General features: G+C 67.1%; 10 protein-coding genes. 5 read left to right on the plus strand and 5 right to left on the minus strand.

Annotation, left to right across the window (positions count from 1 at the left end; genetic code table 11):
• Positions 1 to 30: 30 nt before the first annotated feature.
• Positions 31 to 1,494, plus strand: coding sequence for a VWA domain-containing protein (locus IPI67_23265; GenBank protein MBK7583105.1), 1,464 nt, complete (start codon positions 31 to 33; stop codon positions 1,492 to 1,494).
• Positions 1,495 to 1,503: 9 nt separating this feature from the next.
• Here the strand turns inward: IPI67_23265 and IPI67_23270 are convergent, their stop codons facing one another.
• The 3 genes from IPI67_23270 to IPI67_23280 are packed head-to-tail and all read right to left on the minus strand — an operon-like array spanning position 1,504 to position 5,082.
• Complete coding sequence (locus IPI67_23270; GenBank protein ID MBK7583106.1) at positions 1,504 to 2,043, minus strand: hypothetical protein; 540 nt, start codon at positions 2,041 to 2,043, stop codon at positions 1,504 to 1,506.
• A gap of 6 nt (positions 2,044 to 2,049) precedes the next feature.
• Complete coding sequence (locus IPI67_23275; GenBank protein MBK7583107.1) at positions 2,050 to 3,471, minus strand: glycosyltransferase family 39 protein; 1,422 nt, start codon at positions 3,469 to 3,471, stop codon at positions 2,050 to 2,052.
• 21 nt (positions 3,472 to 3,492) lie between these two features.
• Positions 3,493 to 5,082 (minus strand): helix-turn-helix domain-containing protein, encoded by a 1,590-nt coding sequence (locus IPI67_23280; protein MBK7583108.1) that lies wholly within the window; start codon positions 5,080 to 5,082, stop codon positions 3,493 to 3,495.
• 94 nt (positions 5,083 to 5,176) lie between these two features.
• On the opposite strand from IPI67_23280, the gene IPI67_23285 reads away from it, so the two are divergent.
• A complete protein-coding gene (locus IPI67_23285; GenBank protein MBK7583109.1) occupies positions 5,177 to 6,241 on the plus strand; it encodes a thioredoxin domain-containing protein in 1,065 nt (354 codons plus the stop codon).
• Positions 6,238 to 6,987, plus strand: a complete 750-nt coding sequence (locus IPI67_23290) for a 3'-5' exonuclease (protein ID MBK7583110.1) — start codon at positions 6,238 to 6,240, stop codon at positions 6,985 to 6,987. The genes IPI67_23285 and IPI67_23290 overlap by 4 nt, the downstream gene beginning before the upstream one ends.
• 13 nt (positions 6,988 to 7,000) lie before the next feature.
• On the opposite strand, the gene IPI67_23295 is transcribed toward IPI67_23290, so the two are convergent.
• Positions 7,001 to 8,071, minus strand: a complete 1,071-nt coding sequence (locus IPI67_23295; GenBank protein ID MBK7583111.1) for a hypothetical protein — start codon at positions 8,069 to 8,071, stop codon at positions 7,001 to 7,003.
• A 123-nt stretch (positions 8,072 to 8,194) separates the two neighbouring features.
• Between IPI67_23295 and IPI67_23300 the strand changes: the two genes are divergently transcribed.
• Both IPI67_23300 and IPI67_23305 read left to right on the plus strand, forming a co-directional pair.
• The gene (locus tag IPI67_23300; GenBank protein ID MBK7583112.1) at positions 8,195 to 9,226 is read left to right on the plus strand and encodes a prolyl oligopeptidase family serine peptidase; all 1,032 of its coding nucleotides are present in this window, start codon (positions 8,195 to 8,197) and stop codon (positions 9,224 to 9,226) included.
• 275 nt (positions 9,227 to 9,501) lie between these two features.
• Positions 9,502 to 10,206, plus strand: coding sequence for a hypothetical protein (locus IPI67_23305; GenBank protein MBK7583113.1), 705 nt, complete (start codon positions 9,502 to 9,504; stop codon positions 10,204 to 10,206).
• Positions 10,207 to 11,433: 1,227 nt separating this feature from the next.
• Here IPI67_23305 and IPI67_23310 read toward each other — a convergent pair.
• Positions 11,434 to 12,810 (minus strand): serine/threonine protein kinase, encoded by a 1,377-nt coding sequence (locus tag IPI67_23310; GenBank protein MBK7583114.1) that lies wholly within the window; start codon positions 12,808 to 12,810, stop codon positions 11,434 to 11,436.
• Positions 12,811 to 12,827: the final 17 nt, after the last annotated feature.

The raw sequence follows: 12,827 nt of genomic DNA on the forward strand, positions 1-12,827 counted from the left end.
CTGCCCTCTCGGGCGCCTGGAGGGTTGTCGATGAGACTGAAGACGGTCGGTGTTTTGGCGGCGCTCGGGATGCTCGGGACCAGCGCCAGTGTTTGGTCATTCACTGCCCAGGCGGCGCGCAGCCCCAAGGTCTCTCCGGAGATCACGCTGACCACGCCGCCGCCGGCGGTGGCCGTCGAAGCGAGCTTCCGCGCCGAGGGCCTCCTGACCCTCGAGGCACGCCTTGGGCAAGCGAAGGTCCGCGCCGACGCGCCGGGTGAGGCCCTGCTCTTGGCCTCGGTCGGCGCAAAGAGCGACGCAGGCGCAGCCGCCGCACCGTTGAACCTAGCCGTCGTGATCGATCGCTCGGGCTCGATGAAGGGCAAACGCTTGAAGAACGCCCTCGATGCCGCGCGCGCAATGGTGCGCCGGCTGCGTGATGGTGACGTGCTGAGTGTCGTGGCCTACGCCGCTACCACCGAGACCATCGTGCCTTCGACCAGCATCGACAGCGCGAGCCGTGAGCGCGCGCTCCAGGCGATCGATGGCATCCGGGCCAATGGTGAGACGTGCATCTCGTGTGGCATCGACGCCGCCATGGCGGCGCTGCGTGCTCGAAGCGGCATGCTGATGCGGATCTTGCTCTTGTCGGACGGAGAAGCCACCAGCGGCGTGCGCGACATCGAAGGGTTTCGCCGCATCGCCGGCAATGCCCGCAGCATGAACTGCGCGATTAGCTCCATCGGGGTCGACACCGAATACAACGAACGCGTGCTGGCTGCGCTCGCCCTCGACTCGAACGGGCAGCACTACTTCGCGGAGACCGCGAATGAGCTCCAGCGTGCGTTCGACCGCGAGCTCGCGTCTCTGGTGAAGACCGTGGCGCGCGACGCGGAGATCGAGCTGAAGCTCGCCCCGGGTGTGGAGGTCGAGAAGGTCTTCGACCGCAGCTTCCGCCAGGACGGCAACCGGGTGTTCGTCTCGATGGGTGCTTTTTCCCAGGGTGAAAACAAGACCTTGCTCGTGAAGTTGCGCCTGCCGAAGGGCCCCGAGGGCGAAATCCGCGTGGCGGACGTGGCGCTGAAATCTCTCGACTCGGCCACAGGCAGTCGCCTCGAGTCGTCGGGCCAGCTCTCGGCGACCCGCACCCTCGCCAGCATCGACCCGAACCTGGATCCCGCCGTCTCGGCGCGGCTCAATCGCACAGGCACCGCTGACGCGATCGAAGCAGCCAACCAGCTCTTCAACTCCGGCGACGCCGAGGGCGCGCGCAAACGCTTGCAACAGAAGATCGACGAGGTCGACCGCGCCAAGAAGACCGCGGAGGCGCAGGGGGCTCGAGGAGGTGCAGTGAGCGGCGACTTCAAACGTCAAGCCGAGGAGCTGAACAAAGCGGACGAGCGCCTCGAGAAGGCGCCCGCCGCCGCCAAACCGGGGCAAGCGCCCAGTGACACTCAGGCTGGCAAGAGCGGAGTTCGGCGCAACATGGAGATGGCGAACCCGTTCCGGCTCTGAGCCACGACGTCAGTTGCTCCGCGGGAGCACCGCGCCCGTGGCCTTCTCGAGCGGGACGAGCACTCGGTCGAGCGTGGGGAAGCGCACCGCGAACAGGATCCAGGAGACCACGAAGAAGGGCAGGAAGAACTGCGGTGGGTGTCCTTGGAATCCGAGGACGAAACCAAACAGCGCCACGGACTCGCTGAGCGCGCAGCCCAGGATGAGCCCAGTCTGATATGCCATGAAGGCGGCTTTCTCCGCGGCCTTGGCATTGGCAAAGACACGCCGCTTCGGTGCGTCGCGATCCGGGATGATGCTCGAAGCGTTCGGATCCGCCGCTTCCGCCAGCTCGAGCTTGTTCTGAGCGAGCGCGTTCCGCTGCTGGTGCGCCGGAAGAATGACGCTGACCGCGGCGACGACCAGCGCGACGAAGCCGAGCGCCGGAGGCATGAGCGGTATCGGATTGGTCTCCGGGTTCTTCACCGTGAAGACGATGAACAGGAACACGACCGTGGAGAACAACATGGCCGCCCAGAGAATGCGGGGTGTCATCAAGCGCTGTTGCATCGTCGGCTAGGGTACTCCGGAAGCCCCGCTTCGTTCCGCCTGGTTCGCCGATTCATCCGTCGATCTCAGCGCGGCCGCCGCCAGGATGCATAAAATCGGCGTCACAACCAGGTGGTAGCGGTCGTCGCCGAAAAACACTGCGTGGGTGAGCGTCGTCGCGCCGAGGAGCGCGAGCAGATAACGCCCGACGGGTCCCTGCAGCGGGCGGCCGGCGAGCGGAAGACAAGCCGCGAGCGGCAGCAGCGTGGGTAGCCAGAAGAACGGATGCCTCAGATCTGCGAAGGCGTAGACGGTGGCGGCGACGACCCCGGCCAGCAGACTCCATTGCGATACCGTCAGCGCGCGCTCACGGCGCTCGCGGCCAACCCACGACACCACCGAGAGGGCGGCGGCCACCAGCAACAGCCGATGGAAGAAGGTCAGGAGCGCCCGCCCCGCGACGCGGCGACTCTCGGGCCACGAACCGGGATCGGCCTCCCTCAGATACTCGATGGCAAACGACTCGTGATCGAAGGTGTGCCCCAGCTTCTTCGGAATCAACGCCAGCCAGCGCCGTGGGTTCTCTTGGATCTTCGCGCGCCCCACCGCGGCCCAACAGCGATCTTGTTGAACCTGACCCGTCACGATGGGGCAGCCGTCGGACGCGCGCAGGGTGTCGAAGCGGCCGGTGTCGCTGATGGCGCCGATGGCGAGGTTCCAGCCGCCATTGGTCGAGACCAGCGCGCAGCCATCCATCACGCGACAGTTGCGCACGGTCCACGGCGCGACGACACACAGCGCAATCGCGCTGGCGAGCGCGCCGCGGGCTAGCGCCTTCCACCACGGGCGCGGTCCCATCACGGCGACCAAGGGTGCTGCCAGCAGCGTGGACGGCCGGACCAGCGCCGCGAGACCCAGGATCACACCCGCCAGCACGGCGCCGAGCCAGCGCGGACCGAAACGGGCGGCGGCGAGCGCGGCCCCGACGATCAGCAGCGCAGCCAGCGGCTCGGTCATGACGACCGCGGAATAAGCGATCAGACCGGGGTGCAGCGCAACCAGCGTGGCGGCGATCCGCGCGCGGTTTTCACCCAGGTGGTAGCGCGCTAGCCGGTGCACGAGCACGACGGTGAGGGTGCCGAGCAGTGCGTTGACGACCGGGGCGACCAGGATGCCGCTGCCGAACAGTTTGTAGACGAGACCCAGCAGTCCCGAGAGTCCGACCGGGTAGTGGCACCACGGCTTCCAGACCGTGTGCCCCGCCATGAGCACGTCCTCGGAGTACCCGAGACCTGCGGCGATGCGCGTCGCGCCGAAGTGATAGTAGTGGCCGTCCCAGACCGGCTCGCGCGCCCAGGCCACGGCGACGAACAGCCGGGGCAAGAGCGCGACCAGGCCCACCGCCAGCGTGAACGCGAGATCACCCTTCTCGGGTCGGTCAGCCCGCATGACTCGAATGCCCGAACGCGCTCAGGCGTTCGTCTCTCCACCACTCGAGGTCCGCCACTGGCGCACGCGGCGCAGATACGTGCGGCACACTTGTGCGGGGTCGAGCTTCAAGTATTTGGCCACCTGTTGCACGAAGCCGCGGGTGTAGACCAGCGCCGGAAGCTCTCCGAAGTCTTCGGCTTCGATGGCCCTGAGATGAGAAGCGCTGATCTTGGTGTGATCGGCGATCTCTTCGATCTCCACGCCCTGGGACTCTCTGACCTTGGCGATGAGCGGACCGGTGAACTCGGTCTCGGCGTTGATCTCGCGACTGAGCTCCTGACGCAACATGGCCCGCTCGGCCTCGAGTGCGGTGTCAGTGGCGGCCGGTCGCTCGAGCTTGGCTTCGTTCACGTCCGGGAAGACCGACAGGTCGTAGGCGCGCCTGCGATTTGCGTCGAGCAGGGTGTCGTGCGCTTCCTCGATGCGGCCCTGCTCGGCCCGCAGTGCCGACTCGTTGAGCAACGAGGTGAGGGGCAAGCTGCCCGGCTGATACACGTCCCGCTGGCGCTTGTAGGCGCGCCGGACCTCCTCGTCGGTCGCGCCCCGGTGGGTCCACAAAACGTCGTACAAACTGGGTTCCCGGGCGACGAGGGGGATGGGCGCCGGATACTTCGCCTCGCCGCGCGTGGTCGCAACGGCCAGAACTCGTCGCGCGATGCGCTCGATGTTGCGGGCGCTCTTGCTGGTCGGGCTGTCGATGAGCAACGGCCGACTCCGCACCACCGACAGCCACACCCCGTCGTCTTGCTCGATGTGGCCGACGTAGTCGAAATGCACGCCCAGATACCGCTCGGCCATGTCACACATGGTCTGCCCGAGATCCGAGTCCGAGCGCAGGCGCACACCGTTGACCGCGAGCCTCAAGTTGAGCTTCGCGAGCTCACTCGCGGCGAGCTCGCCCACCGCGACGTCATAACGAGCGATGGTCCGCACTAGATCTTGTGGGGCCGGCAGCGGCGGTAGCTCCGACTGAGCGCGCTCGACCAACCGCATCTTGAAGCGGTCCTTGATCAAGGTGCGGCGGATCTGGCGCTGAAAGAGCGCGCGCGCAAAACGATAGGTCGCCTCGACGCTCGGAGGCTCGGGTGTCGTCACACACAAGCCGGTGTCCGCGCTCAAGAAGAGATCGAGGGTTGCAGGTCCCGTACCGGCTCCCAGGTCGAGCAGCACGTAGTCCACGTCCAGGTGCCGCAGGCGTCGGGCCCAGCGCGGCTTGCGCCCCGGCCGGATGGGCACCGTCGAGCCCGGAGTGTAGAGCTGCGGCAAGAGCAACAGCCCCGGCACCGGCGTGGGCACGGGAGTCAGGTCGTCTTCGTGCGCATCTTCCCGAGCGCCGGCGGAGCCGAGCGGGACGTCGACGCCGAGCAGGGTGTGGAGCTCCGCGCCCGAAGGGTCGGCATCCACCAGCATCACCGAGCGCCCCAGCTGGGCCAGGTAGACCGCGAGGTTCACGGCGAGCGTGCTCTTCCCGACACCGCCTCGCCCCCCGCCGACCGCGATCACGTGGCGCACGTTGCGCGGCGGCGGCAAGCTGGGGGGGATGCTGTCGGGCGGGAAGGATTCCGCCATGGCCGGGATCTACCTCAGTTTGGCCCGGTTGCGGCGATCTCGCGCTGAAGTCGAGCCTAGAGCCGGCCCCGGACCGATGATATAGCCCCCCGCGATGCCAAGCCTGCGCCTGGTAGGAGCCGCACTCGCGCTCTCCTTGCTCAATTTCAAGCTGAGCACTTGCCGCTCACCCGGAGAGGGCGGCAAGGGCCCCGGCGGTGCGGACTCCGGTGGGCTCGTGGAGCTGCCCGGTGTGGACACCGGACCGCTGACCTCGCGCGAGAAGCACGATTGGTCCGGCGCCGTGAGCGAGCTCTTGGCGCCGTGTGCGGATCAGGCCGTGAGCCTCGCTCAGTGCGTCAAGGAGTCCCGGCCGTGCAAGCCGTGTGCACCGGCTTCGCAGTTCCTGGCGAAGCAAGTGCGCAAGGGCAAGACCCGCGCGCAGCTCGATGCGGCGTTCAAGGCCCGCTTCGCAGCGGATCAGGTCAAAGAGATCCCCATCGCCGGCTCGCCCACCAAGGGTCCCGACGACGCTGCCATCACGATCATCGAGTTTGCGGATTTCGAGTGCCCGGGGTGTGGCAAGGCCCACCCGGTGATCACGAAGCTGCTCGCGAAGTATCCGTCGCACGTTCGCCTGGTGTTCAAGAACTACCCACTCAGCATCCACAAGCACGCGGAGAAGGCTGCGCGCGCCGCGCTCGCTGCGGGGCGGCAGGGCAAGTTCTGGGAGATGCACGCGAAGCTTTTCGAGATGCAGCCGACCCCGCCGGATGAGACGGCGCTGGACAGGCTCGCGAAAGAGCTCGGGCTCGATGCGAAGAAGTTCTCCGACGATCTCGCGAGCGAGGCCATCGCCGACGAGGTCGCGCGTGATCGCAAGCTCGGGGACAAACTCGAGCTCGACTCGACGCCGTTGATCTTCATCAACGGGCGCCACTACGATCTGGACCAGTTCGATTTTTCGGAAGATCTCGACGAGTGGGTCTCACTCGAGCTGGAGCTGAAGACGGGCAAGAAGATCGAACCGAAGGTGGTCAAAGACGACGCACCGGCGGACAAACCCGCGGTGGAAAACTCGGCGCGCCCGCCCGCGTCTGGCGCCCCGGCTGGCTCCGGCGCGCCCGCCCCCTCCGCGTCGTCGCGGGCCAAGACCGATCCCTCCCCCAAGGGCAAATGAAGAACGGCGCGGACGGTGGCGGCTGTTTCCCGACCGGGCGACACTACCCCGGCATCGCCCACCTGTTGCGGGCTGTCGCAGTCGGTGTCGCCGAAGAGCTGGGCCCGGAGCTGGCCATCGACGACCTGCCGCTGGTTGCCCTGGACACCGAGACGACCGGGCGCGACGCCTCCGTCGATCGCATCGTCGAGATCGCGTGTGTGCAGTTCCGTGGGGGCCTGGTCACCGAGCGGCGTAGCTGGCTGGTCAACCCCGGCAGGCCGATCCCGAAGGAGGCCTTCGACGTTCACGGCATCAGTGACGATGACGTGCGCGACAAACCCAGCTTCGCTGAGGTAGCCGCCGAGGTCGTTGCCGCTCTGCAAGGTGCGGTGCCGGTCGCGTACAACGCCGAGTTCGATCGCGCGTTCCTCTTGGCAGAGCTCGAGCGCGCGGGTGCGCCATCAGGGCAGCTGCCCCCGGCGTGCCGTCGCGGCGTCGATTGGATCGACCCTCTGGTCTGGGCCCGCGAGCTGCAGAAATTCGAGAAGGGCAAGTCGCTCGGGGACGTGACGGGCCGACTCGGCATCGAGATGGCGAACGCCCACCGCGCGACCGACGACGCCGAGGCCGCTGTGCGAGTGCTCGCGGCGTTCCTGTCCAATCCCCGCGTGCCCAAGACCTACGCCGCCTTCGTGCAGGAACAGCGGCGCCTGGCGCGGATCTTCGAGGAAGAGCGCGCCCGCTGGAAGAACGCCCGGAGCTGAGCGCGGGCGCGGTCTACTTCAGCCCGGTGATCCAGGCTGCAATCTTCGGCATCATGGCGTCGTCGATCTGCTTGGTGTCGAAGAACGGCATGCCGTTGTCGCCGCGCACGTTCATGCGCACGTAGAGCTGACTCTTGCCCGGGTCGCCGGGCAGGACACAGATGGTCGTGCCCAGCGTGAGGTGGTTCATCAGCGCATTGATGTTCGTCTGATACGTCGGCGTCGCCTCCGGCGTCGCCACGTCCACCGGAATTTTGTAGCGAAGCTTGCGGATCTTGGCGAGCCAGTTGGTGTCGTTGTGACAGTGCGCGCAGTTGCCGTGCAGGTAGCCGAGCACGTCTTCGACCAGGCCGTCGCCCGGCATCGGAAACTCCTTGGCCGGTGGATCGGAGAGCTGACTCTGCGCCATCAAGCTCGCGAGGAACCCACCCCCGGTCTCCTTGCTGCTCTGGATCGCCGAGACGCCGATGATGACGTCCCCGGCACCGTTGTGGCACTGGCCACAGGTCTCGACGTCAGGCACGTCGTGAGTGGTCCCGAGCGCGTTCGGCACCCCCTGGGGCACCACGTTCCCGTCCTGAACGGCCTCGTTCCACAGATACGAGACCAGCAGCCAGCCGCCGGACGCCTCGGCGCGCTTCTCGGCGTAGCGCGTCTCGATCAGCTTGCCGCCGACGTAGAATTCTTTCCAGGCCTTGGTGCCGATGGGAAACTGCCAGATGTCCATCACGAAGGTGTCGACCTTCGCGCCCGGTGGCAGGTAGAGGAAACGCTCGCTGGTCGCGCCGTCGTGCCACACCGGATAGCGCACCTCGAACGGCATCACGCCCGGAGCCAAGCTGCGGGTCACCATGTTGGAGAAGAGTCCGGTCGTGGAGAGCAACTTCGGTGCGTCGAACACCGCCGCGTCCACGCCCGTGTCGGTGCTGAGCTGATCCGGCGCCGCGTCGATGGGACCGGAGTCGACGACGCTGCCGTCGGGCACGGGCAGCTGATGGGTGGTACCGGTCGGGTCGTCGCTGCTGCAAGCCCCCAACCACGCTGCAGCGACCAGGGTGCAGGTGCCGAGCCTCACGCGCCACATGCTGGCATTGTTCATGTTTCTGTCTGCCGCGGCCACGGCTTGTTGGTGGGCTGTCGGCGCGCCGTGCGCACTGCTTGCACCGCCAGGTGTCGCCCGGAGCGAGGGCGGTGTTAGGCTGCCGGCGTGAGGGTTCGCGCGTCATTTGGGGTTCTCGGGTTGTTCTTCCTGACTGCTTGCGGCGGTGACGATTCGAAATCGGACGCCCAGTCGAGCGGTGGCGCAGCGGGAAGCGGTGGAGCCGCCGGCGCCTCTGGAGCGGGTGGTGCTGCGGGAGTGGGTGGCGCTGCTGGTTCGGGCGGCTCGAGCGGCTCCGCAGGTTCGACCTCGTCGGGCTGCGGCAGTCCGGCCCCGGCCACTGGCAAACGCTCCCTCGACGTGGCGGGCACCGCGCGCGCGTATCAGCTCCACTTACCGCCCAGCTACGATGCGTCGAAGCCGTGGCCATTGGTGTTGAACTTTCACGGACGGACGCCGGCCAGCGCGGGGGAGGCCTCGACGCTCCAAGCGCTCGTCAGTGGGCTGAACACCAAGGGAGATGCGGCTGGCTTCATCGTCGTGAACCCCCAGGGCCTCTCGGAGTCGAATGGGGAGCAGACCTGGAACGCGGGTCTGTGTTGCGCCCAGGACCAAACTCGCGACGACATGGGTTTCGTGGATGCCCTGCTGGCGTCGCTCGAGGCAGAGCTGTGTATCGACAGCAAGCGCATCTACTCGACGGGCCTCTCGAACGGCGGGTTCATGTCTCACCGCTTGGCGTGTGAGCGAGCGGACCGTTTTGCGGCCGTGGCACCGGTCGCTGCGTTCAACGGCATGCCCAGCTGTAACCCGGCGCGCCCGATCCCGATGATCTCGTTCAACGGCACGTCCGACACCCTGGTCAGCTACGCGCTGGCCCAGAACTCCGCGGCCGAGTGGGTCAAGCGAAACGGCTGCAACGCGGCCGCGACCGAGACGTTCAAGAACGGCGACAGCCACTGCGACACCTACAGCGGCTGCCAGGGTGGCGCGGACGTCGTGTTTTGCACCGTGGACGGCGGTGGTCACACCTGGCCGGGTGGGTTCGATCTGTCCGGCTTCGGGTTTGGCAAGACCACCAAAGATCTGAACGCCAACGACGCCTTGTGGGCGTTCTTCGAGAAGCATGCTTTGAATTGAGAAGAGGTTTTTTTTCCCGCCCCGGCCCTCACTTGGCGTACGCCCCCGGCCGTGTTGCCAGCAGCCAGGCGACACCGCGCCGCGAGCGCGAGGACCATGCGGAGCTTGCTAGGCGGAGCGCCCAACGACACGGCCCGTGATCGCCGACCGCCGTGGCCGGAGCCGACCTCTGCCGTGCTCGAAACTAGCGCACACGGCGCGAGTTCGCGATTGCCGGCGCTGGGCACCCTACGGCTCCGATTGCGCAGCGGCGATCCCAGTGGTCCAATCCGGGTATGCGAATTCGAGCTGGAGCCCTGGCCCTCTCTCTCCTGATCGCCGCCTGCGGCGGCTCGACCTCGAACGGCACGGGAACCGGTGGTGCCTCCGGCGGAGGCGGCACGAGCAGCGGCGGCACGAGCAGCGGCGGCACGAGCAGCGGCGGAACGACCAGCGGTGGTACCAGCGGTAGCGGCGGCGGCGGTAGCGGCGGCGGCGGCAACGCTTCGGGACTCACCGCGTGCAACGCGCCCGGCACCTGCGCGCTCTTCGCGAACAACTGCTGCGGGGGCTACTGTGATCCGAATGCACCGTTGTCCGGCTTCCAGGCTGTGAACGCCGCCAAGGTGAACGACCTCGAAGCTCAAATCTGCACCGGTGACATAGCTTGCCCCGGTTGTGTCTCGATGGACAACCCGGCCTACCTGGCGCTGTGTCGAGCCGGGCAGTGTGCGGCGATCGATCTGCGAAAGGACGCGCTGAGCGCGTGCAAATCTCACGACGAGTGCCGCCTGCGTTGGGGTAGCAATTGTTGTGAGAGTTGCGGAGGCGGCGTCGAGCAGCAGCTGATCGCGTACAACAAGAACGCGAACCTCGAGGCCGAAGTATGCCAGCCGAATGGCGGCGCCTGCCCGCCCTGTGTACCGCCGCCGTACCCCAGCTACCTGCTGCCGATCTGCGGTGCGGATGCCCATTGCAGCTGGACGGTCATCGGGCCGTGAGCAGGCGCCGTGCGAGTTGACGCTCGGGGCGGGCGTTGTTCGCCCAAGTTTCCCGAGCACGCTCGGGTCTGACTCGTGTTTCGCCCTTTCGGGCGAAACACGAGGGCTCCAGGGTCAGGCTCCAGGCTACAGGCTTAGGAGCGCGCGTCGAGCGATCGAATGAGCCCCTGGGGTGCACGGACGAGCTCGTCGTACGCGGGTTCGAGCCGTTCATGAGCCTGTGGCGCGAGGATTTCGAGCCGACGCGCGAGACCAAGCAGGTATCGGACTTCGGAAAGCGGAGCCGAGCGCAGTGACGAGAAACTGCACGTAGTCACGCGTTGTCCGACGCGCGGAGCCCTCCACGATGTTGGTCGGGCGCAGGTCGTGCTGTTCGGTGCGATGAGGCCAGACGCGGTCCTCACCGAAGCACCGCCGCAACCCTCGAACTCGAGCAAAGGCGGTCGTCCACGCAAGCGGGGTAAACTGCTCCGCAAGCCGGAGAAGATCGCCGCCGATGGTCGAACGCCCTGGCAGACCACGACGGCCATGCTCTACGGTCGCCTGACCACGATCCGCTACAAGACGCTCGTCGCGCAGTGGTACCGCGCGACGGGGACTCGCCTGCTTCGGAGCGTCATCGTCGAATGCTCGACCGGACGTCTCGGCTGTCGGGTCTTCTTCTCGAGCGATGCGTCTCTGGACGTCGTCACTCTGCTGGAAACCTACGCCGGCCGATGGGCATCGAGGTCTTCTTCCGCGAGGCCAAGCAACTCTTCTCGCTTCGCCGACTCACAGGCGCGCAAGGAAACGGCGGTCCTTCGCGTCGCTCCCCTGGTTGGACTCCTCTACTCCGTCCTCGTTCTCTGGTTCGCCGAAGGCGCCCTCCAGAGCCCGCTGGCCAGGCTTCCTGTCCGACCGTGCTACGCGCACAAGCGCGGCTTCTCCTTCGCCGACATCCTCCGTACCGCCCGTCGTGCCCTCCACGGCATCGACATTCTGGTTCCATTCAACCTGGCTCGGCTATTACGCCTGGATCGGCAGCGAGGGGTCGCTCGGTCTGATGGCGGGGCGGGCTGCTCGGATTTGCCTCCGCGGAGCGTGATGGAGCTGCCGTTGCACTGCGCGGTCGTGCGCTCGCGATCTCGGCGCGCCTGCTCTGGCACTGAGCCTGGGCCGCGTTCGGTGTCCTCGAGTGCCTCACGGTCGCCCGACGCTGCAAACAAGACGGCGCGGTGTTTCAGACCGCTACGGAGTCTCGACCGCGGCGTCCGGCCCGGGCGGCGGTGCGGCGGCCGCGTCGGGGACCGGCCGCCCAGGGTCGAGCCGCATCTTCACGTCGAGCAGCACCGTTTCACCCGGTATGAGTGTGATGGTGCGGCGCTCGGTCGCAGCGTTTGGGTGTTCGAGCCGCACGTAGTGGGTGCCGGCGGCCAAGGGGATCGCCCGGGCAAACGGCGTGGTGTCGATTCGCTGGCCATCGACGATGACGTGCGCCCAAGGGTCCGCCACGACACGCAGATAGGCCGGGCGTCGGGGAGAAAGAGCCAGCTCCGTCGCCCCGCGTCGCCCGGCCGAGACGCCCTCTTGCCGTGAAGCGAGCCACTGCAGACCTGCGCCCACGATGACGACCATGCCCAGGCAAACGAGGAACCCCTTCAGCGCCCAGCTCACCGGCGGGCCTTCGGGCGCCTCCGAGAGCATCGCGGAGGTGTCGAGCACCGAGCGGGGGCCTTCGTCGGTCAACCCGGCTTGCACGAGTGCCTGTACGATCTGTCGATGTGACGAGGTTACACCGGCGTCACCCAGGAAGCGTTCGAGCGCGAGCACGAGCTCTTCGGTGTTGGCGAAGCGATCACTCGCCATCTTCTCGAGACAACGCTGTGCGATGCGTTCGAGCGTCGGCGGCACACCGCTCACTGCACGGCCGAGCGGTGGAGCGGCGTCGTGTCGAATGCGCTGAGCCGCGGTCCGGTCATCCGGCGCTTCGAAGGGTCGGACACCGGCGAGCAGCTCGTACAAGACCAAGCCGAGTGAGAACAAGTCACTGCGTGGGTCGGCGGCCTCACCGAGGATCTGCTCAGGTGAGAGATAGAGCGGCCCGCCGAAGCTGCTGGCGCCATCCAGGAGCTCGGGCGCGGTGGGCAGACGCTCGTCCACCGCCACCGAGAAATTCAAGAGCTTCACGTGCCCGCGCTTCGACACCATGATGTTGCGCGGCTGCACGTCGCGGTGCACGACTCCGTGTCGGTGGGCGTGCTCCAGCGCTCGGGCAATCTCGAGCACGATGGCGGCGGCGGGCAGCGGGGACAGCTTGCTGACCACGCGCAGGAGCTCGTCCAGCGGCCAACCGTCCACGTACTCCAGCACGAGCCACATGCGGTCCTCGTGCCGCACGAAATCGTGCACATGCAGGATGTTCGGGTGGTGCAACTCGGCGAGCACCCGGGCTTCACGCTCGAGCGATGCGGCGAATGGGCTCGACGGCATGATGCTCGACGACAAGGCCTTGACCAACACCGGTCGACCCAGCGGTTGCTGGACCGCGTGGTACAGGTCTGCCACCGACCCCGAGCGGAGTTTCTCTATGACTTGGCAGCCGTCGAAGACCGGTAGGTCCGGCATCGCCGCAGACTCTACTC

Source organism: Myxococcales bacterium (genome assembly GCA_016706225.1).
Lineage (GTDB): Bacteria > Myxococcota_A > Polyangia > Polyangiales > Polyangiaceae > JADJKB01.

What these genes read in the sequence shown, in the direction of transcription:
- IPI67_23265 (MBK7583105.1), top strand. Translation starts at nt 31, where the DNA reads ATGAGACTGAAGACGGTCGGTGTTTTGGCGGCGCTCGGGATGCTCGGG.
- IPI67_23270 (MBK7583106.1), bottom strand. Translation starts at nt 2,043, where the DNA reads ATGCAACAGCGCTTGATGACACCCCGCATTCTCTGGGCGGCCATGTTG.
- IPI67_23275 (MBK7583107.1), bottom strand. Translation starts at nt 3,471, where the DNA reads ATGCGGGCTGACCGACCCGAGAAGGGTGATCTCGCGTTCACGCTGGCG.
- IPI67_23280 (MBK7583108.1), bottom strand. Translation starts at nt 5,082, where the DNA reads ATGGCGGAATCCTTCCCGCCCGACAGCATCCCCCCCAGCTTGCCGCCG.
- IPI67_23285 (MBK7583109.1), top strand. Translation starts at nt 5,177, where the DNA reads ATGCCAAGCCTGCGCCTGGTAGGAGCCGCACTCGCGCTCTCCTTGCTC.
- IPI67_23290 (MBK7583110.1), top strand. Translation starts at nt 6,238, where the DNA reads ATGAAGAACGGCGCGGACGGTGGCGGCTGTTTCCCGACCGGGCGACAC.
- IPI67_23295 (MBK7583111.1), bottom strand. Translation starts at nt 8,071, where the DNA reads ATGTGGCGCGTGAGGCTCGGCACCTGCACCCTGGTCGCTGCAGCGTGG.
- IPI67_23305 (MBK7583113.1), top strand. Translation starts at nt 9,502, where the DNA reads ATGCGAATTCGAGCTGGAGCCCTGGCCCTCTCTCTCCTGATCGCCGCC.
- IPI67_23310 (MBK7583114.1), bottom strand. Translation starts at nt 12,810, where the DNA reads ATGCCGGACCTACCGGTCTTCGACGGCTGCCAAGTCATAGAGAAACTC.